Source organism: Sphingobacterium spiritivorum (assembly GCF_016724845.1).
In the GTDB taxonomy this organism is placed as follows: Bacteria; Bacteroidota; Bacteroidia; order Sphingobacteriales; family Sphingobacteriaceae; genus Sphingobacterium; species Sphingobacterium spiritivorum_A.
Genome location: NZ_CP068082.1, coordinates 978,722 through 996,366, shown reverse-complemented (window position 1 = coordinate 996,366; position 17,645 = coordinate 978,722). Strand labels below are relative to the sequence as shown.

18 protein-coding genes are annotated in these 17,645 nt (G+C 35.6%); 6 read left to right on the top strand and 12 right to left on the bottom strand.

Annotation, left to right across the window (positions count from 1 at the left end; all coding sequences use genetic code 11):
- Positions 1 to 11 precede the first annotated feature (11 nt).
- The 12 genes from I6J03_RS04110 to I6J03_RS04055 all read right to left on the bottom strand — a co-directional run bounded on the left by I6J03_RS04110 (position 12) and on the right by I6J03_RS04055 (position 11,338).
- The gene (locus tag I6J03_RS04110; protein WP_003010014.1) at positions 12 to 2,513 is read right to left on the bottom strand and encodes a TraG family conjugative transposon ATPase; all 2,502 of its coding nucleotides are present in this window, start codon (positions 2,511 to 2,513) and stop codon (positions 12 to 14) included.
- On the bottom strand, positions 2,510 to 2,839 hold the full coding sequence (locus I6J03_RS04105; protein WP_003010016.1) for a DUF4133 domain-containing protein: 330 nt from the start codon (positions 2,837 to 2,839) through the stop codon (positions 2,510 to 2,512). The genes I6J03_RS04110 and I6J03_RS04105 overlap by 4 nt, the downstream gene beginning before the upstream one ends.
- A gap of 11 nt (positions 2,840 to 2,850) precedes the next feature.
- Positions 2,851 to 3,156, bottom strand: coding sequence for a DUF4134 domain-containing protein (locus I6J03_RS04100; protein WP_003010018.1), 306 nt, complete (start codon positions 3,154 to 3,156; stop codon positions 2,851 to 2,853).
- Positions 3,157 to 3,366: 210 nt separating this feature from the next.
- Positions 3,367 to 5,205, bottom strand: a complete 1,839-nt coding sequence (locus tag I6J03_RS04095) for an Eco57I restriction-modification methylase domain-containing protein (RefSeq protein ID WP_003010020.1) — start codon at positions 5,203 to 5,205, stop codon at positions 3,367 to 3,369.
- A complete protein-coding gene (locus I6J03_RS04090; RefSeq protein WP_003010022.1) occupies positions 5,205 to 5,801 on the bottom strand; it encodes an HNH endonuclease signature motif containing protein in 597 nt (198 codons plus the stop codon). Before I6J03_RS04090 ends, I6J03_RS04095 begins: the two co-directional genes overlap by 1 nt.
- Before the next feature lie 3 nt (positions 5,802 to 5,804).
- Positions 5,805 to 6,452 carry a response regulator gene (locus tag I6J03_RS04085; RefSeq protein WP_003010024.1) on the bottom strand — a complete coding sequence of 216 codons (648 nt, stop codon included), beginning with the start codon at positions 6,450 to 6,452 and terminating at the stop codon, positions 5,805 to 5,807.
- Entirely contained in the window at positions 6,449 to 8,965 is a 2,517-nt protein-coding gene (locus I6J03_RS04080) for a sensor histidine kinase (RefSeq protein WP_201694157.1), read from the bottom strand. Before I6J03_RS04080 ends, I6J03_RS04085 begins: the two co-directional genes overlap by 4 nt.
- Positions 8,958 to 9,158 carry a helix-turn-helix transcriptional regulator gene (locus tag I6J03_RS04075; protein ID WP_003010031.1) on the bottom strand — a complete coding sequence of 67 codons (201 nt, stop codon included), beginning with the start codon at positions 9,156 to 9,158 and terminating at the stop codon, positions 8,958 to 8,960. The genes I6J03_RS04080 and I6J03_RS04075 overlap by 8 nt, the downstream gene beginning before the upstream one ends.
- An 86-nt stretch (positions 9,159 to 9,244) precedes the next feature.
- The gene (locus tag I6J03_RS04070) at positions 9,245 to 9,880 is read right to left on the bottom strand and encodes a hypothetical protein (RefSeq protein WP_003010032.1); all 636 of its coding nucleotides are present in this window, start codon (positions 9,878 to 9,880) and stop codon (positions 9,245 to 9,247) included.
- Between the two features lie 2 nt (positions 9,881 to 9,882).
- The gene (locus I6J03_RS04065; RefSeq protein ID WP_003010034.1) at positions 9,883 to 10,155 is read right to left on the bottom strand and encodes a DUF3408 domain-containing protein; all 273 of its coding nucleotides are present in this window, start codon (positions 10,153 to 10,155) and stop codon (positions 9,883 to 9,885) included.
- Positions 10,155 to 10,559: a DUF3408 domain-containing protein gene (locus tag I6J03_RS04060; RefSeq protein ID WP_003010036.1), complete on the bottom strand. Its 405-nt coding sequence runs from the start codon at positions 10,557 to 10,559 to the stop codon at positions 10,155 to 10,157. Before I6J03_RS04060 ends, I6J03_RS04065 begins: the two co-directional genes overlap by 1 nt.
- A gap of 11 nt (positions 10,560 to 10,570) precedes the next feature.
- On the bottom strand, positions 10,571 to 11,338 hold the full coding sequence (locus tag I6J03_RS04055; RefSeq protein ID WP_003010038.1) for a ParA family protein: 768 nt from the start codon (positions 11,336 to 11,338) through the stop codon (positions 10,571 to 10,573).
- Between the two features lie 678 nt (positions 11,339 to 12,016).
- Here I6J03_RS04055 and mobA point away from each other — a divergent pair.
- The 6 genes from mobA (at position 12,017) to mobC (ending at position 17,217) form a co-directional block, all read left to right on the top strand.
- Complete coding sequence (gene mobA / locus I6J03_RS04050) at positions 12,017 to 12,448, top strand: conjugal transfer protein MobA (RefSeq protein ID WP_002993194.1); 432 nt, start codon at positions 12,017 to 12,019, stop codon at positions 12,446 to 12,448.
- An 8-nt stretch (positions 12,449 to 12,456) separates the two neighbouring features.
- Entirely contained in the window at positions 12,457 to 13,737 is a 1,281-nt protein-coding gene (gene mobB / locus I6J03_RS04045; protein WP_003010044.1) for a conjugal transfer protein MobB, read from the top strand.
- A 96-nt stretch (positions 13,738 to 13,833) separates the two neighbouring features.
- Positions 13,834 to 14,208: an ArsR/SmtB family transcription factor gene (locus tag I6J03_RS04040; protein WP_002993197.1), complete on the top strand. Its 375-nt coding sequence runs from the start codon at positions 13,834 to 13,836 to the stop codon at positions 14,206 to 14,208.
- Positions 14,205 to 14,798: a mercuric transport protein MerTP gene (merTP, locus tag I6J03_RS04035; protein WP_002993200.1), complete on the top strand. Its 594-nt coding sequence runs from the start codon at positions 14,205 to 14,207 to the stop codon at positions 14,796 to 14,798. Before I6J03_RS04040 ends, merTP begins: the two co-directional genes overlap by 4 nt.
- 7 nt (positions 14,799 to 14,805) lie before the next feature.
- Entirely contained in the window at positions 14,806 to 15,012 is a 207-nt protein-coding gene (locus I6J03_RS22825; protein ID WP_002993202.1) for a GDCCVxC domain-containing (seleno)protein, read from the top strand.
- Positions 15,013 to 15,213: 201 nt separating this feature from the next.
- Positions 15,214 to 17,217, top strand: a complete 2,004-nt coding sequence (gene mobC / locus I6J03_RS04030) for a conjugal transfer protein MobC (RefSeq protein ID WP_002993205.1) — start codon at positions 15,214 to 15,216, stop codon at positions 17,215 to 17,217.
- Positions 17,218 to 17,645: the final 428 nt, after the last annotated feature.

Sequence of the window (17,645 nt, the reverse complement as noted above, 5' to 3'; positions counted from 1 at the left end):
ATGATTAATAATTATTGATTTGCATTATCGCGTCTTTGCATAGCAATATGCTTGATAGCGAGTTCGACGTTCCCATCGAGTTCCGATGCGAGTTGCATCACTTCCATTTTTTCGGTTTCTTCCGTGGTATAGGCTAAATATTCCTCCAAACTCACTTCGGTGGCGTAAACTGCCGAGTGTGTACCACCTAAACCAATCCAAACCTCTTTGTACAAGCGGTTGGCATCGTTGTTCATATTGATAGAAAGCACTTGTCCTTTCTCTTTATCCGTAAGTCCTAGCATTGCCTGTATATCATCAAACTTATTCATATACTTGCGCTGGTCTAAGAGTATCTTGCAATCGGAATTGTTGATGATACTTTCCTTTACAATGGGCGATTGAATGATGTCGTCAACCTCTTGAGTTACGACAATGGCTTCTCCAAAGAACTTTCTAACCGTTTTGAAAAGATATTTTATGTATTCCGCCATACCTTCTTTGGCAATTGCTTTCCAGGCTTCTTCAATTAAAATCAGCTTGCGGACACCCTTCAATCGGCGCATCTTGTTGATGAAGACTTCCATAATAATGATGGTCACAATCGGAAAGAGGACTTTGTGGTCTTTGATTGCATCAATCTCAAACACAATAAAGCGTTTGGAAAGCAGGTCTAATTGTTTGTCAGAGTTTAAGAGATAATCGTATTCGCCTCCTTTGTAATAAGGTTCTAACACGTTTAGGAAATTGGCAATATCAAAATCCTTTTCTCTTACTTGTTTTTCTTCTAAAACCTTGCGGTAATCACCTTTTACATATTCGTAGAAACCATTGAACGAAGGATAAAAATCATCCGTTTTGATGTGTTCGATGTAACCCGAAACGGCATTAGACAATGCTACTTCTTCAGAGCGAGTTGGCGGTTCATCATCACGTTTCCAAAGTGTCAGTATCAAAGTTTTGATACTTTCACGCTTCTCAATATCAAATACACCATCATCGGTATAGAAAGGATTAAAAGCAATCGGATTATCTTCAGTATATGTGAAGTAAACACCGTCTTCACCTTTGGTTTTTCCCTTAATCAATTCACATAAACCTTGATATGAGTTCCCCGTATCTACCAGCAATACGTGAGCACCCTGTTCGTAATACTGCCTAACCATATGGTTTGTGAAGAATGATTTACCCGAACCCGATGGCCCCAAAATGAATTTGTTCCGATTTGTGATAATACCCCGTTTCATCGGCAAATCAGAAATATCCAAATGAATGGGTTTTCCAGTCAAACGATCAGCCATTTTTATTCCGAAGGGCGATGGTGAATTGTGGTAGTTGGTTTCTTCCGCAAAGAAGCATAATGCAGGTTCAATAAAGGTGTAAAAGCTTTCTTCACTTGGAAAATCCCCTGCATTGCCGGGCATTCCTGCCCAATACAAAGTGGCTACGTCTGTGGTGTTATGACGGGGTTTGCATTCCATCAATGCCAATGCACTACCGCAATCGTTCTTTAGCCGTTTCAGTTCCGCAGGATCTTCCGACCATGCCATAATATTGAAATGTGCTCTGATCGAAGACAGTCCAAAACTGTGGGCTTCATTCAAATACTTTTCAATCCACTCTTTGTTGATCTGGTTGGCACGGCTGTATCTTGCCAACGAGTGCATATTCCTTGCAGACTTTTCGAACTTTTGTAGGTTGTCTTCGCTGTTATCCAAAAACAAATACTGGTTGTAGATGTGGTTGCAGCTTAACAGCAAACCCACAGGCGCAGCAAAGGACAAACGGCAATCGCTTCGGTCTGTAGATAGTTTTTCAAAGCGTGTATCTGCTGATACTGTTGCAGGTAGGTCGTCTGTATCGGAAAGCGTGTGTAAGGATAATCTTTTGTTACCGACACGTACTTCCTCAGCTCCCAAGCCAATGTCCTGCATCGGTGTTCCGACTTCTCGTGAAAGTGTCATATATTGTTCCAATAATCCCTGTTTTTCATTTGTTCCGATGATGTCGTCTTCGCTTAATCTTCGTAAGCTTACAAATCCACTATCATTTACAATACGTTCAAACTGAGCAACCGCTTCCATAAAACGATGGATCGTTTCCTTGTTAATTTCCTTTGGGATCAAGGCACCTTTGCATAGCGAACTGAAGTTACTCTGCATTCGCATTCTGTTTTTCGTTGTCTTGGTCAGAAACAGGTAGCAATAATGGTTCAGAAATGGTCGCTCATTAAAATGACGCTGATAGGATTTCGATAAGAAGCTGTGATTTTCGGTTGCTAAATCAGGCGTATAACTTTCTTTGATGTACCAGTCTTGTTTGTGGATGACCGTAAAATCTGGAAGGGTTTTAATCGCCTTGTGCCAAGCTGAATGTATGACTTCGTATTCTGCTGATGCTACTGTGAACAGTTCTGGCAATCGAACTTCAAAACAGACGGTAATGTCTGCATCTTTGGAAAGGATGCAATTGTTCTCTACTGCCAACAATGGAAATTTACTTTCTAATGTGGTGGTTTTCGCTACATTTCTCATACGGCATTTTGTTTAGGAGTGAATTTTAAATAGCGGTGAACAGGCTTGCGACAGATAATGTATCGTGGATGTCTTTTTCTTGCACCAACTTTCATCAATCCGTGTTCTCCATATTTTCGGTTCAGCGAAAAGGTTTGCCAAATGATGAGCGAAGCACCACCAGCACCAACGAACAGGCAAACGTAATTGCTTACACCAGCCATATACAGTATCATCACGAGGATAAGTGTACCGAGCAGACCACCCGCAAAAATGAACAAGTATTGTGCTTTCAGCCCTTTAAACTCTACCGTTCTGCCAATGCCTTTGTTGATATTGTAATTCATAAGGCATGGAATTAAAGGAAGAAGGAACGTAGAATAGTAGCAGCAACAATCAAGAAGATACAGGCACCAAACCACGAAGCTGCCGTTTTGGAAGTGTCAGGATCACCAGAGCTGAATTTATTATACACCTTAACACCTCCGATTAGTCCTACGACGGCACCGATGGCGTAAATTAATTGGGTTGCGGGATCGAAATACGACGTTACCATTTGGGTAGCTTCGTTGATACCTGCCGTACCGTTTCCCTGCGCAAACGCACCAATTCCTGACAGCATAACTACGGCTGTCAGCAAAACTTTTTTTCTTTGTTTTTTCATAATTGAAACACATTAATTTGTTATCGTTTTTCCGCACCTTGCGGACTTTCGGAACAAAAGTGTTTCAGAAATCAAGGCAGTATAAGAATGTGGCAGTCAAAGGAATTGTTTGGCGGTGAATGGCATTTAGATATTTAATTAGATACAAAAAACGCCAAGCATAATAAATGCTTGGCGTTTGACTTTTAGTGTATTTTAAAGTCTGTATATCTATAATTTGATATTATAATAATCTTCTAAGAAAGAATCAATATTACTTTGGTCAGGTTCATTAATTAAAAAGTCAATATCTTTTTCAGTAAAATCAGGTATACCAAAATTTTTGATATACGTTCCGTTTAATGAATAATATGCTGATGAATAAGGTTTACTTGTTGTTTTGATATAATACCAAAACAACCGAGATTCTAAAATTTTTTTAATTAATAGCATTTCATGTTCTGAATGCCCAATAATTGCCTGACCATTGTAAAATAATAAATCATCATCATTACTAATTAAATAATTTGGAATTTTATCTGAAAATTTCGGAAAAAACAATTTGTTCCCAACTTTTTCTAAAGATTGAGTCCTTCCAAAGGCAAACCATTTTTCATACTGCCCTTTGCCCTTATCTCTTTTAGCTAATTCATCTTTTTTCTTTTTTAGGTATTTATAGGCATTGGGATATCTATTTTTTAAAACATATTCTTCCAGAGCTTTAGGTTTTACGTCATCATTGTAAGGAAATAAAACCTTTTCTTTTACTGCTTCAAAATCAATACTCCTACTCAATTTATTTGAGTTTAATATATCTTTGCATATTCCTTTTTCTATAGGATATAAACTTCCATTTTGAAGATAATAAAATTCATCATCTTCTTTTACTGGCTTAAAAATATACAGGTCGTTTCTTAGTGTTGCAATACCGTGTCTGGTTCTGTATCTTTCACCAAAAGGTGTTCCTATAGCTTCAATCCTAGAAATAATTTCGTTGTCATTTAGATTCCAACCTTTTCTTGCATCAAGACTTGTGTAATTAATCCTACTGTATTGATTTCTATTCGTTGGTAATTCTTTATCTATTGACTTATGATATTCAATATAGTTTCTACCAGTATTTTCTAAAAAACAAATACAGGTATATGTACTTTTGGATTTAAAAATTTGCTGGGTTCCAAAATCAATAATTTTAATAGAAATATTATTCCTTTCAAAATAACTTCTTAAAGCTCTCCCGTTTAGACTTTTGAAAAAAGTGTTCATTGTGATATATCCAAGAATACCATTTTCTGCAAGATTCTCATAACCGATTTGAAAGAAAGGAATATATAAATCTGGGTTTCCGGTTGTACAAACTTCCCAAAGTTTTACATTTTCTTTTGCCTCCTCATCAAGATTACGAGCGGAAACATAAGGCGGATTTCCCACAAGGATTTGAAATCCCTCAAAGTTTGGATAATGCTCTTCCCAACTAAAAAGCAAAGCGTCTCCACGATGTAAATTAAAATGAAATTCTTCCACATCCTCTCCATCTGACAATGCCAATAAACTCAATAGCAGTTTACTCCGAGTAACAGAATATTCCTGAATGTCTAAGCCAAAAATCTGATTTTGAAAAATATGCTGATAGGTATTTCTTGTTTTTCTTTTTAGCTCTTTAGATGCGGTATATAGAAATCCGGAACAGCCACACGAAATATCCGCTATAGTAACTTCGTTAAGAATATTTGCATTATTTCTGAATGTTTGCCGTACAATGTAATCTCTTATTTCAGAAGGTGTATATATCGCTCCGTTAATAATTCTATCTGAAGGTGAAATAACGAATTCAAAAAGTTCGATTAAATCTTCTATAACAAATTCATTCTTTATGTCGTTTATTGTTTCAATAAACCCAATCAAGTTTTCAAAATCTTCATCATTTTCACGAATACAATATTCTAATAACAGCCTATTATTAATTAATTGTATCTGGTTTATGTACAGAAATGCAGAAATAATAAGCCTATCCACAAACCAGGGATCTGTGTTACATTTTTGACTTAAATATTTTGTAGCTTCTTTCATTATATAGTTCCCAATTGTTTTACATATACTCTGTATCTTAATAAAAGAGCTGTAATGCGTTTATATAAACCAATATCCTCTAAATTTTTCAGATCCTCTTCTAACTGATCAATTATTATATCCAACTGTTCAAGGTTATAAATAATTTCGTGTTGCGGTTTATCTAATTTTAATTCTTTTCGCATCCATTTGCCGAGATCAGTTAAGGCTTTAATTTGACCATTTGGTAACCTTTCAAACTGATCGTCATAATCTACCTCACAAGGATCAATAAATCCTTGATTGTTATGGTTACAAATGTTCTCATCATTTGTTGGCCATTTATTGCTCTTTGCATTATTACACGATTTACAGGCATAAATCAAATTAGAATAATCAGTTTCTGTTTTAATGGTTAGAAAAGGCTTTTTATTTTTTATCCTTGGAATAAAATGATCTATTTCAAAAGAAGCTGTCCTATAAAAATGTACATCATTACAATAACCACATCTTTCTTTAAAATCTACAGTTAAATCTGCTCTATGGGCACTATAATGTTTTACAGCAGTAGTAATATTTCTCCGTGAAGGAATTTTGCCAATTTCTCTGAAGCTCATCTCTTACTTTTTATTAATCTTTTTTAATTCCTCAAGTATTTCTTTAGCTTCATTAACGAAATCGTTCAGTTGCGTAATAGCTCCTTTTTGTATTAGATTAGTTGGAATTTCTTTGCCATCCGGATGTAATTCATCATAGAGCATATACAATTTTGTTAATTCCTCTTCTTCAACCAAATCCAACTCAGCATTGTCTCTTTTATCAACTAATTCCGCTATTCTTGAATCGGTATATTCTATCTTTTTGTAATAGTTTTTTATGTTAGAAATGATCTTTGAGTTAAATACTTTAAACTCATCTCCATTTTCACCATTAAGAATATCCTTGTTGTAAATCAAATGAACATTTTCCATATGGTCAATTGCCTCTGGTTCCCAAGAAGTCAACATTATTACCGGAAAATGAGGATATTTTGTCTTAATTGTATTAAACAATTTATCTCCATTAAAATTGACATTTCCTTCTTCCTCTAATTTATAATCTGTTACTATTGCATCTACTTCATTATCAAAACATTCTTTCAAAATTGCTTCAATTGTTGAGGTTTCCTCGACTTTAATCATAGTTAATTCATAGTCATTCTTAAAATGACTATAGAAGTTACTTAATGAAGCTTCTTGCTCATCTATATAGGCTAATCGGTAGCTCATTTTCTTACTTTAAAAGTTATTTTAAAACTTAATCCTTTAGAGGATTCAATTATTTTAATTGTCGAATTGCTGTATTCGGATATTATTGTTTGAACTATTGATAAACCAAGTCCTGTTCCGATAACATTACCATATTGGTCAACCTTCGAAGATTCAAATAAATCAAAGATCTGTTCAGGATTATCTTTATATTTATTATCGAGTCCTTTACCATTATCTGAAAAGAGTATTTCGATGTTGTCATTTACATTTTGACAAGAAATTGAAATTTTCTTTTCGATATCACTAAACCCCTTAAGAGCATTAAGAGCATTAGATAATAAGTTATTGAAAATACAATCTAAATCAATTTCAAACGCTCTAATTACGCATTGGTCTGTAGCATCTCCTCTAAATTCAAATGTGATTTTTCTATCCGTTAAAGAATTTTGCCAAATAGATCTAAAGTCTTCAAAATACTTATTTAAATTAACATTTTTTCGTTCTCTCTTATCTCTTTTTAAAGTATTTAGAGAATATACTAACCAATGTTGAAGTTTTAAATCTTCTTGCTTAATCAAATCCAGCATATAATAGGGATTTTCATACTTTGGTTTTCCTTCAAATAAATTTTTATCAATATGCTTACTCATTTCTTCTTCCAAAAATTTGGTTCTTGGAACAAGTCTATTCTTCAAATTATGCAATTCGTGGGCAAAAGAAGAAACAATTAAACCTACGCTGGCTAAACTTCTTAATAATCTAATTTCATCATCTTTCTTTTCGTTTTCTTTTTCGAGTATCACAAAAGCGTCTGCTAGCTTTTTTGCTGATCCAGAATAATCTGTTCCATCAGAAAAGTTAGTTTTTGTGTTACCATCACCATTTTCATCTTGATTTTTAAATTTTTCCGCCTCTTCTTTTCCTTCTCTTAGTTTTTCTGCTTCCTCATTTTTTATTTTATGTAATTCTGAGAGACTGTACATTATTACATTTCTATCCCTTTCAAATAAGGATATTATTTCGCGTATGATATTTTTGAATAATTCAAATTCATCATTCTCAATCAAACCCTCTCGTCCAGATTTGTCTTGAAAACTTGAATTATGAAGCCTCGAAATTTTAATAGTCCCGGCTATCTGATTAGGTCTAATTCTATATCCACCTAATCTTTGTCCTGCACCTCCTGGGCTTTGAGCCTGACGTTCACCCAACCTTAGCCAATCATCACCATTTTCTCCATAAGGCCTTATTCGAAAATCATCTCTGAATATTTTAATACCACCAAATTTTTTTAACCAAGATTTCCTATTGGCGCTATTTATACTATTGTATGGGTATTTCTTTAAATCCCCATCTTCCTTATCATCTGAAATGGTATTTTTCAAGAAGTAAAATGTAAAATCAAATTTTCCTATTCTTTCCAATAAGTTTTTATCTACTTCTTCTGACGTTAATTTTTCTATAGGGATATTAAGTTCGATTTTCTCATTTTTGAAATCTTCAAGTCGATACGGAGATTTTTTCATCAAATCAAATTCAAATACTTCTGGATATTTTTTCTCTAAAGCATCTAAATCTAGTTCACTACGATAAATTTCTACCTTTAGTGTTTTACCATCATCTTGGCAATATGAGGCATTGATCTTATAATCATAATCATCATAATATGCTCGTTTTACATTCCCAAATTCCTGCAGGTTATTCAATAAGAATAAATCAATGTTAAAATCATTTTGCTCTTCTGGTGGAAGCAACATTTCTAGATTTCCGAATAACTTGCTTAACTTATCTTCATTCCATTCATCATTGAGTTCGGTAATTTCAATTACTGTACCCGATTTAAAATCGATCTGTTCTAATAGTTTTTTGATTTTAGGATAAGAGGAAAATCTCTTTAAAAACTCCTGTTTAAGATTTAAATTATCCTTAGCAGACAAAACCGCTTCAACATCAGAAACTGTAGCACCTTTTTTATCGAAGTCTTTCCAATCAACTGTCCAATCAAAGCTTGTATTTGTAATGTTTTCGATTAATTTGGTTTTTGGCTCTTCTTCTGAATCTTTTTCAATTTCGCTACTCTCTTCATCTATTACTTCCAATAAGTTCGGAAGAGAAGTCATAGATGTTAACATACCTAATCTGTTGAGAGCAAAACGACCAATACCTTTTGCCCCAGTTTTTACTCTTCCTCCTTCTGTAGTATGCTCATAAAGTTTATTATCTGTACCTATAGTCATCCATTGGTTTTGAATAATTTTATCGTTCATTCCGACACCATTATCAAAAATATAAATGCTACTATTCTCCTTGTCAAATTTTTCTACTTCGACTTCTTCTCCTTTTTTATTTTTTTCTTTGACTTTTTTCTTTTTTAAGTCAAAAATTATGATGCAGTTTTTTGCATCAGCATCATATGTATTTTTAACCAACTCAATAACCGCACCCTCTTCGGTTGAAAAGTTCTCTAATCCAATTAGCTTTGCGGTTCTAGCAGAAACTTTAAATGGTACTTTTATTGCGTTGTTAGTCATTTAATAGAGATGTTAGTTTTACATTAAGTTTTTCAGCAATTTTAACAAATGTCTTTATAGGCGGTTGAACTTCATTTGTACACCACCGTGAGATAGTAGCCTCATTTTTGCCAAGCTGCTCCGCTAACCATTTACTACTCACATTCTTTTCAGCAAGTACCACTTTTAATCTATTAATTGCTTTTTTACTCATAAAAATTGCATATCGTGCAAAGATATTGATTTTTTCAATCCAATAGCGAGAAATTGAACTTGGTAATAAAAAAAAGAGGAGCTTGCTTATACAAACTCCCCAATATCAAAATTCTCTAAATCACTTTTCCGCAAAGTGGAAGAACTGGCTTCCGTTTCAGAGGTGAGTGTCCTATCCAAAAGTTTGGCAATTTTTTGGGAAGCACCTTCAATGGAATTTTCCAGTAGGCTAAATAATTCGGTTCCCTGCATTTTCTGAACTATGGCTTTCGCTGTTTCCTTTTGAGCCTGTTCCAATTTTTCTTTTTGGAGCAATACCCCTATGGAGCTAAGTTCTTCAAAGGTAACCCCTTGAGCAAAACCATTATCGCCACCAAATGTTCCGTACCTGTTCCATTCTTCTTCCTCTTCTTCAAAATCAGATATATTACTGAAAGCATCATCCAGTTCTTCCTGCGGAATTTGAACGTCGACGGTTTCATTGTCGTCGTATTCAATGTCTAAATTATCAGGTACCGCTTCTTCTTCCGTTATTTGGCTTTCATTGGCACTGTTTGGCAGGGATTGGCTTCTTACAGACTTTGGCTGCCCCATTATATCGGGTAGATTGGGATTGACTTTTTTTTGTTTCGGCTTTTGCTCCTGTTTCTTTTTATTGACAATCTTGTCCTGCAAAAGCAGGGCAATGCCTATCAGCAGACAAATCACAATTATTATTTCCATAGCTAAAAAATTTCTTTGTCAAAATTGTTATAAACTTCTCTCATTTCCACCCCGAAATCATCAAAATGATGTTGTAGCAGATTGTGTAGGTAATCTGAAAGTGTCAGTTTACCGCCACCGACCATAAATACAAGTTGGGTAAGTTTGTGATGAAACTCTTTGTTTATATACACTGTTTTTCCATTCCGAGCCAAAAAATCTGTTGGTGTAAGAAATGTAGTTTTGTATTCGGTTGTCTGTAAAACTTTTTTCGATTTTTGTTTTGCTTTTTTCATTATATAATAGGTTTAAAGCGTTCGTTAAAATATTCTGTAATATCATCGCCAAATTCCTTAAAATGATGTTCAAGAATATTGTCGATGTACGAGTACAAAGTGGTCTTTTCTTCCCTTGTCAGTTGCACAATACGTAGCAGTCTTTCGTGATATTCTGGACGGATATAAACTACCTTTCCGCTTCGACCAGATGGAAAACGATTGACCAAAAATGTCTCTTCATAATCCACTTTTTTTGTCGGACTGCTTCGTGTTTTTTCTCTTGGTTTTATTTCTTTTTGTATTTCCTGTTTTTGATGCGTTTCGGGTATGGTAGAAGTTTGATTTCCACTCATAATATTCATTATCATTTCTTCATCAACATCAGGTTTTTCAAAGTCTTTTCTTCTTTTATCTGAGGACATACTAAACGATTTTATAGATTGATAATTTTTAAAAACTCTTTTACAAATAGATCCAATCGGGTTGTTTTCATTAGCAGGGGGTCCGCAGGCAGCAGACTGGAACGGAATACACTGTTTGGTGTGTCGTCTGTTTCTTTTCTAAAGCGCTTACTGTCCATTATTCGTGAACTCATTACAGATAAATCAAGTTCATTAATAACACTTTGGTATGCTTCGTATATTCCTGTCTTTTCCCGACCGTCCACTTGGTTCCAGAACAGCCACATTTTTTGTTCTTTATTCCGCTCATCGGTTTCTGGCAGTCCGATGAATGCTTTGGTAAAGCTCAACGTACTTTCCATAACCAAACGGTCGGCAGTGATTGGAGAAAAAATAAAATCCATTGTCCTTAATGTAGTAAGCACTCCTTTTGTATTGGCAGTTCCCGGAAGGTCGAAAAAGATGATATCAGGATCTATTGAGGATTGTTCTACATATTCCAGTGCTTTTGACAATGCGGTTTCCGCCTTGCAACTGATAATTGGATATGCTTTTTTATTAATGCTTTGGTACAGTTTCATTGCCGCCCTTTTATGGTAATCGTTTTGCATAATCGTCTTCAAATCCCGTTCTCTCATATTGGCTAAGCTGTGTTGCGGAAAGTCGCAGTCCATTACCAGCACATTAAATCCCAAGCGGTAATGTAAAGCACTGGCGAGAAGTGCTGTCATCGTTGATTTTCCAACACCACCTTTAGGTGTTGAAAAGCTAATTTTTAAAGATTCTTTTCCTGTTTCCATGTCTTAAAGTTTTATTGTTATACACTTTATTTACTTTTTTTACATTTTTGAATACTCCCTCATTTCTGTATTTCTGCCTTGTTTGTCGGGAACTTTTCTGTACAGCTTTATGCTTTCTTTTCAGTAGGGTAAATAATGTGTTTGGGTAGTTTGTAAACTTTATAAAAGGTAAAATGCTTTACCGCTTTTATGCTTTTACATTTTTATACTTTTAAAACCTTATGCTTTTATTGCAAATTGTCTTTATGCAAACCCAATTTCTTTCATTCCCTGTTTCTTTTTTTTACTACCTGTATTAAAACTGTAGGGCAAATAAAGCGAATGATTTATCCGCTATTTGTTGTGTGGCAGTGTTTGGCATCCAAAGGCATTGTTTGGCTGGGTGTTGTATTGCAACACTCTTAAAAGCAAGGCTTTACTTTGTGAAATGAATTTTAACAACAGATTTATGCAAAGCCTTTTTAGACAAATCGGAAGTAACAGTGAACAGCATCAAGCTGTTTTTTCCTGTTATATTTAATCCGTCCCGCAGGGCGGATTTTTGTGTTCGAAAGAACACGGCAAGTTGTGTTTTGAGCATCTCGAAAAGATTTCCGATGCTCAAAACAACTTGCCCTGCCAGGGGCAGAAAACGTCCTCCGAAGTCGGCGTTTTGTATGAATTAAAAATGGATTAGTGATGAATGAAAACAGCAGAAAGCAGTTAAAAAAGGGCGGGCGTCCTCTAAAAAACGATCCCGCTAAAATCCGGTACACGATTTCCTTTAATGAGGAAGAGCATGCCCGTTTTCTTGACTTATTTGAAAAGTCCGGTATGCAGGTTAAGGCACATTTTATAACCTCTTGCATCTTCGATAAGACGATAAAATCTGTTAAAATAGACAAAGGAACAATTGATTTTTATATGCGATTGACTTCGTTTCACAGTCAATTTCGATCTATTGGCGTGAATTATAATCAGGTCGTAAAGCTATTGTATAAGAACTTTTCGGAGAAAAAGGCAGCAGCATATCTCTATAAATTGGAAAAACATACGGCTGAAATGACCGCCTTGTTTAAAGAAATTGTCCAGATAACGGAAGAATTTGATGTAAAATATCTGAAAAAATAACAGCAGAAATGATTGCGAAAATTGGTAGAAGCGCAAATTTATACGGAGCCTTGGCATATAATCAGCTCAAAGTGGAGAACGAAAATGGACAAATTTTGTTCGCCAATAAGATAATTGAAACTGCTAACGGACATTATTCCGTAGCACAATTAGCCCAATCTTTTGCTCCTTATCTCATCGCCAACCGCAATACCGAGAAACATACGTTGCATATTTCGCTCAATCCTGATCCCAAGGATAATGTAGATGATGATAAGTTTAGGGAAATGGCGGAAGAATATATGCGTGAAATGGGTTACGGCGAACAGCCTTTTGTGGTCTTCAAACATACCGATATTGACCGTAGTCATATCCATATCGTATCGGTCTGCGTGGACGAACAGGGCGTGAAAATTTCGGATAGTTTTGAGAAAATGCGGTCTATGAGTGTATGCCGTGAACTGGAAAGAAAACACGGTCTGATACCCGCAACGGACAAAGAACGTAATCACAATGATAAGGTTTTTCGTCCGGTGGATTATCGGGCAAGTGATATAAAAAGTCAGATTGCTTCGGTCATTCGCCACTTGCCGAACTATTATCAATACCAAACTTTGGGAGAATACAATGCTTTGCTTTCCCTGTTCAATATTACCACCGAGAAAGTGGAGGGAGAATTACACGGAAAGGCACAGCAGGGTTTATTGTACATTCCATTGAATGAGAAAGGCGAAAAAGCAGGACATCCGTTCAAGGCTTCGTTTTTCGGAAAGAACGCAGGGCTTCCGGCTTTGGAATTGCATTTTGCGAAATGCAAAACAACCCTGAAAGATACCGCAACCAAACAGACTTTAAAATCAGCCGTTACCATTGCCCTGCAATCAACGGTTGACGAATTGAGCTTTAAAAAACAGTTAGGCGAGCAAGGTATCAATGTAGTGATACGCAGAAACGATACCGGACGAATTTACGGTATGTCGTTCATTGACCACAACTCTAAAAGCGTTTGGAACGGTTCACGATTGGCAAAAGAACTTTCTGCCAATACCTTTAATGATTATTGGAACAATAATATCAAAGCGGAGATTAAAGAGCCAGTTGCACCCCTACCAAAATTGTCCAAACCAACTGATACGGAGGATTTACCTGCGGAAGAACCACATCATTTGTTCGACTTCTTAAATACTGAAAAACACGAAGACGGTTTGATAGAAGCCTTTGGAGGTTTGCTCATACCTGAAGCACAGAGGGAAGATTACGAGGAACAGGATTTTGCTAATAGGATGAAGAAAAAGAAAAGAAGACTATAGTAAGTCATCTTTTGGAATTAAAATCTGCTTTTAAAACGATTTGTTAAATTGTATTTTAGCATTTGCTTAAATAAACGAATTAACTATATTTGCACTATGGGTAATAATTCTTGTATACGTCAACAAGCAGACATTGAACAAATAAACCGCTGTAAAGACCGGGTTTTAGAGCTTAACGATTCGTTTGATTATTTATCGAATGGGCTTGAATTGGCAGGAAATACCGTAAGACTTAAAATTCTCTTCCTACTTTACGAAGAAAAACGACTTTGTGTTTGCGATATAAGCGACGTTCTTGGAATGACAATCTCGGCAGTTTCACAACATTTACGAAAACTTAAAGACCGTAATCTAGTAGAAACAGACAGGGAGGCCCAAACTATTTTTTATTCATTGACCAAGGAATATGAAAAATTGCTAAAACCGTTTTTTAAAATACTTGATGAAAACAAAGTCATAGAAGCAATATGAAAACAAACAACAAACTTATCGGCGCAGGACTTTTGACTGCAATTGCAGCTTCACTTTGTTGCGTTACACCAGTTTTGGCTCTCATTGCAGGAACAAGCGGACTTGCCTCCACTTTTTCTTGGCTTGAATCTTTCAGACCGTATTTTATCGGTTTGACAATTTTGGTTCTTGGTTTTGCTTGGTATCAAAAGTTAAAGCCTAAAAAGCAAATTGATTGCAATTGTGAAACAGCAGAAAAACCAAAATTCATTCAGTCGAAAACGTTTTTAGGAATTGTAACATCATTTGCAATAGTAATGCTTGCTTTTCCATATTATTCAAGTGTTTTCTACCCAAAGACAGAAAAGCAAATCATAATAGTGGACAAATCCAATATTGAAAAAGTAGAATTTACGATTAGCGGAATGACTTGTGCAAGTTGTGAAGAACACATAAATCACGAAGTGAATAAATTGATAGGGATTGTCAATCTAAAAGCTTCTTATGAAAATGGAAATACAATCGTAGAGTTTGACAACTCGAAAACAAATATTTCTGAAATTGAAAAAGCAATAAACTCAACAGGGTATTCTGTAACCGCGAAAAATTAAAATTAAAATGGAAATCAAATTGCAATCAATAATCACTTGCCCCAACTGCGGACACAAGAAAGAAGAAACAATGCCGACAGATGCTTGCCAATATTTTTACGAATGTGAAAAGTGCAAACATGTTCTTAAACCAAAGCAAGGCGACTGTTGTGTTTATTGTAGTTATGGAAATGTTCCTTGTCCACCTATTCAGCAAAACAAAAAATGTTGCTAACGGGTATAAAACAAAAGAAGGTCGATATAACTAAAGTATTTTTATTTTACTACCTATAAATATTACTATATAAAAGGGGTATAGAAGCTATACCTCTTATGACCCAGCCGAACCCTGCCACTCACCGCCATCCACTACCACTTTTCCAAAGCCAATCTTTATAGTCTTTAAATTCACGCCCGAACATTAAAATTAAAAATAATGCAAGGAGAAGACGATTTAAGAGGTTTAGCCAAAATAATGGCTTTTATGAGAGCAGTTAGTATTCTATTAGTACTGATGCATCTTTATTGGTTTTGTTATGGTTTCTTTATGGAACGTGGCTGGACACTAGAAGTAATCAATAAAATATTAGGGAATTTTGACCGAACAGCCGGTTTGTTTTCGCATACTTTATATACCAAAGTATTTGCAATCGTGTTATTGGCTTTAAGCTGTTTGGGAACCAAAGGCGTGAAGAACGAGAAGATAACCTGGTCAAAGATTTACGTGGCTTTGGGAATTGGTTTTTTGCTGTTCTTTCTGAATACACCACTGTTAAAGTTGTCGCCCATCATTGGCACATTCTTTTATATACTGACTATCGGACTAGGTTATATTGCTTTGCTGATGGCTGGGGTTTGGATAAGCAGGTTATTGAAAAACAACCTGATGGATGATGTTTTCAATATGGAGAACGAAAGTTTTATGCAGGAAACCAAATTGATGGAAAATGAATATTCCGTAAACCTGCCTACTAAATTTTGGTACAATAAAAAGGAACACAAGGGCTGGATCAATATCGTAAATCCTTTCAGAGCAACGATTGTTTTGGGGACTCCGGGTTCTGGTAAATCGTATGCCGTCGTTAACAATTATATCAAGCAACAAATTGAAAAAGGTTTTTCGATGTATATCTACGATTTCAAGTTTGACGACCTTTCTACTATTGCTTATAATCATTTATTGAAACATCAGGATAAGTACGAAATAAAACCAAAGTTCTACGTCATCAACTTTGACGATCCACGCAAGAGCCATCGTTGCAATCCGCTCAATCCAGATTTTATGACTGACATATCCGATGCTTACGAAGCCGCTTACACGATTATGTTGAACCTCAACAGAAGCTGGATACAAAAACAAGGAGATTTCTTTGTCGAATCTCCAATTATTCTTTTAGCGGCTATCATCTGGTTTTTAAAAATTTACGAGAATGGTAAGTATTGCACCTTTCCACACGCCATTGAATTGCTGAATAAAAAGTATTCGGATGTATTTACCATTTTAACTTCGTATCCTGATTTGGAAAACTATCTTTCACCATTTATGGATGCTTGGCAAGGCGGAGCACAAGACCAGTTGCAGGGACAAATTGCATCGGCTAAAATCCCTTTGTCACGAATGATATCACCGCAGTTGTATTGGGTAATGACAGGCGATGATTTTTCATTGGACATCAACAACCCCAAAGAACCTAAGATACTTTGTGTAGGTAATAACCCCGACAGACAAAATATTTACTCCGCAGCTTTAGGACTCTACAATTCGAGAATTGTCAAACTCATTAATAAGAAAGGGCAGTTAAAGAGTTCGGTTATCATAGACGAATTGCCGACGATATATTTCAGGGGCTTGGACAACCTGATAGCCACTGCCCGTAGTAATAAGGTTGCTGTGTGTTTGGGCTTTCAGGATTTTTCGCAATTAACCCGAGATTATGGCGATAAGGAAAGCAAAGTAATTCAAAATACGGTAGGTAATATTTTCAGCGGTCAGGTGGTTGGCGAAACAGCAAAAAGCCTTTCGGAACGCTTCGGAAAAGTATTGCAGAAACGCCAGAGCATGACCATCAACCGTAACGATAAATCGACCTCTATATCCACACAATTAGACAGCCTTATCCCTGCTTCCAAAATTTCAACGCTTACACAGGGTCTGTTTGTCGGCTCTGTATCTGACAACTTCGATGAGCGCATCGAACAAAAGATATTTCACGCTGAAATTGTTGTAGATAATGAAAAGGTAGCTGCCGAAACCAAAGCGTATCAGAAGATACCGAACATCTTATCTTTTATTGATGAAAATGGAATGGATAATATGAAACGGGATATTGAGCGTAATTACCGTCAGATAAAATCAGACATTGTTCATATTATAAACAGGGAAACGGAGCGGATTAACAATGATCCTGAATTACAGCATTTGCATGAAAAAAAAGAATAGTTTCTTTTATATCCTACACGCTAAAATTTAAATTGAAGTATATTCTATTAATTCATCGCGAACAGCAGATGATACTAATTTCAATATGGTACAGTAATAAATGCCTGAACTAAAGCAAAAATAATTCGAATTATACCATTATCTTTGTAACGTATTTTGATTTTTGTATGTTAAAAAGGATTAACATTTTAATGATTATATGCGTATTTGGGTTATTCTTAATCCCAGCGCAGTCATATGCCTGTAATTCTCATTCCAAAGAAATTGTCACCAGGAATAAATCATATTGTAGTGACAAAAAGCAAGATCATTCAGAAGATCATTGCGAGAAAGACTGCTGTAAATCTAAAGACGCCACAAGCAATGAATGTTCCGGAAATTGTGGGCCTACGTCGTGCCACAGCTCTCCTAATAGTTTTTCTGCAACA

Excerpts from the sequence above, each read along its gene's own strand:
- I6J03_RS04110 (WP_003010014.1), bottom strand. The coding sequence starts at position 2,513 with ATGAGAAATGTAGCGAAAACCACCACATTAGAAAGTAAATTTCCATTG.
- I6J03_RS04105 (WP_003010016.1), bottom strand. The coding sequence starts at position 2,839 with ATGAATTACAATATCAACAAAGGCATTGGCAGAACGGTAGAGTTTAAA.
- I6J03_RS04100 (WP_003010018.1), bottom strand. The coding sequence starts at position 3,156 with ATGAAAAAACAAAGAAAAAAAGTTTTGCTGACAGCCGTAGTTATGCTG.
- I6J03_RS04095 (WP_003010020.1), bottom strand. The coding sequence starts at position 5,205 with ATGAAAGAAGCTACAAAATATTTAAGTCAAAAATGTAACACAGATCCC.
- I6J03_RS04090 (WP_003010022.1), bottom strand. The coding sequence starts at position 5,801 with ATGAGCTTCAGAGAAATTGGCAAAATTCCTTCACGGAGAAATATTACT.
- I6J03_RS04085 (WP_003010024.1), bottom strand. The coding sequence starts at position 6,452 with ATGAGCTACCGATTAGCCTATATAGATGAGCAAGAAGCTTCATTAAGT.
- I6J03_RS04080 (WP_201694157.1), bottom strand. The coding sequence starts at position 8,965 with ATGACTAACAACGCAATAAAAGTACCATTTAAAGTTTCTGCTAGAACC.
- I6J03_RS04075 (WP_003010031.1), bottom strand. The coding sequence starts at position 9,158 with ATGAGTAAAAAAGCAATTAATAGATTAAAAGTGGTACTTGCTGAAAAG.
- I6J03_RS04070 (WP_003010032.1), bottom strand. The coding sequence starts at position 9,880 with ATGGAAATAATAATTGTGATTTGTCTGCTGATAGGCATTGCCCTGCTT.
- I6J03_RS04065 (WP_003010034.1), bottom strand. The coding sequence starts at position 10,155 with ATGAAAAAAGCAAAACAAAAATCGAAAAAAGTTTTACAGACAACCGAA.
- I6J03_RS04060 (WP_003010036.1), bottom strand. The coding sequence starts at position 10,559 with ATGTCCTCAGATAAAAGAAGAAAAGACTTTGAAAAACCTGATGTTGAT.
- I6J03_RS04055 (WP_003010038.1), bottom strand. The coding sequence starts at position 11,338 with ATGGAAACAGGAAAAGAATCTTTAAAAATTAGCTTTTCAACACCTAAA.
- mobA (WP_002993194.1), top strand. The coding sequence starts at position 12,017 with ATGAATGAAAACAGCAGAAAGCAGTTAAAAAAGGGCGGGCGTCCTCTA.
- mobB (WP_003010044.1), top strand. The coding sequence starts at position 12,457 with ATGATTGCGAAAATTGGTAGAAGCGCAAATTTATACGGAGCCTTGGCA.
- I6J03_RS04040 (WP_002993197.1), top strand. The coding sequence starts at position 13,834 with ATGGGTAATAATTCTTGTATACGTCAACAAGCAGACATTGAACAAATA.
- merTP (WP_002993200.1), top strand. The coding sequence starts at position 14,205 with ATGAAAACAAACAACAAACTTATCGGCGCAGGACTTTTGACTGCAATT.
- I6J03_RS22825 (WP_002993202.1), top strand. The coding sequence starts at position 14,806 with ATGGAAATCAAATTGCAATCAATAATCACTTGCCCCAACTGCGGACAC.
- mobC (WP_002993205.1), top strand. The coding sequence starts at position 15,214 with ATGCAAGGAGAAGACGATTTAAGAGGTTTAGCCAAAATAATGGCTTTT.